We start from the raw sequence: 1,438 nt of genomic DNA on the forward strand, positions 1-1,438 counted from the left end.
GCCTGGCGGGCGATCCACGGCGAGGAGCAGGAGGTCATCTTCCGGCAGACCCACGAACCCGGTCAGCGCGGCCTGTCCGACTTCACCGACATGGGCGAATTGGGTGTCACGATCGCGGGCGTGCCGCTCGACCATCGTCTCTATCACTTCCGGCTGGCCTATTCCGGGTTTGAGCACGCCCATGTCGTGCTCGGCGGTGAGAGCTTCATCGCTCTGGCCGAAGGCCTGCAGAATGCCTTGTGGTCACTCGGTGGAGCGCCACGGGAGCATCGCACCGACAGCCTGTCGGCCGCCTTTTGCAATCTCGACCGCGACGCCAAAGACGATCTGACGCGGCGATACGAAGACCTCTGTGCCCATTACGGCATGCGCCCCTCCCGCAACAATCGTGGCATCGCCCACGAGAACGGGGCGATCGAGAGTTCGCATGGCCATCTCAAGCGGGCGGTCGGCGACGCGCTGTTGCTGCGTGGCACCGCCGACTTCGACGATCTCGCTGCCTATCGTGGCTTCATCGATGAGATCGTCAGCCGCCGCAATGCCCGCAACGCCAAGCGGATCGACAGCGAACGTACCGCACTTCAGGATCTGCCGGACCGCCGCACGTCGGACTATGAAGAGGTGATCGTCCACGTGACATCGTCCGGCGGCTTCACCTTGCGCAAGGTGTTCTACACGGTGCCGTCGCGCTTGATCGGCCATCGGCTGCGGGTGCGCCTGTATGACGATCACCTCGACGTGTTTGTCGGCGGCACGCATCTCCTCACCTTGCCGCGCGGGCGGCCGCATCCCAATGGCAAGCACGATCAGGTCGTCGATTATCGGCACGTGATCCATTCCTTGCGGCGCAAGCCGATGGCGCTCCTCAACCTGGTCTACCGCGACCAGCTGTTCCCCCGGGAAGCTTACCGCCGAGCCTTCGACGTCTTGCGCAAACGCTTACCGGACAAGAAGGCCTGCCGGATCATGGTCGATCTCCTCGCACTCGCCCATGAGCGCGGTTGCGAGGCCGAACTCGCCGATCAGCTCACGGCCGACCTGAACGACGGCCGGCTGCCCGACCTCAACCGGCTACGTACTCACTTCGCCCCGGATCCCGCCCAGATGCCGAACGTCGTGGTGCGCCTCGCACCGCTCGCCACCTATGAATGCCTCATCGGTACTGCCGAGATCGGAGGTGCCGCATGAGCACAACCAACGTAGTCGACACCGCGCGCCTCAATCTGTTGCTCAACGAGCTGCGGCTGCCCGCCATCAAGGTGCTGTGGCCGCAATTTGCCGAGCAGTCCGATAAGGAAGGCTGGCCGGCGGCGCGCTTCCTCGCCACCATTGCAGAGCACGAGATCGCTGAACGCAGCCGTCGCCGCATCGAGCGCCATCTCGTCGAGGCGCGGCTGCCCACCGGAAAGACCTTTGACAGCTTCGACTTCGAAGCCGT

The 1,438-nt window shown here is 64.4% G+C and carries 1 protein-coding gene and 1 pseudogene; both read left to right on the forward strand.

Annotated elements, in window-relative coordinates:
- On the forward strand, positions 1–1,188 hold a 1,188-nt coding region (gene istA, locus QJT82_RS45355), incomplete at its 5' end, for an IS21-like element ISBj11 family transposase (RefSeq protein ID WP_281446729.1).
- Positions 1,185–1,438: pseudogene (gene istB / locus QJT82_RS45360) on the forward strand (IS21-like element ISBj11 family helper ATPase IstB); the annotation flags it as partial. The gene istA and the pseudogene istB, both read left to right, overlap by 4 nt.

The sequence above is a fragment of the Bradyrhizobium sp. Mp19 genome, from assembly GCF_029952935.1.
Lineage (GTDB): Bacteria > Pseudomonadota > Alphaproteobacteria > Rhizobiales > Xanthobacteraceae > Bradyrhizobium > Bradyrhizobium elkanii.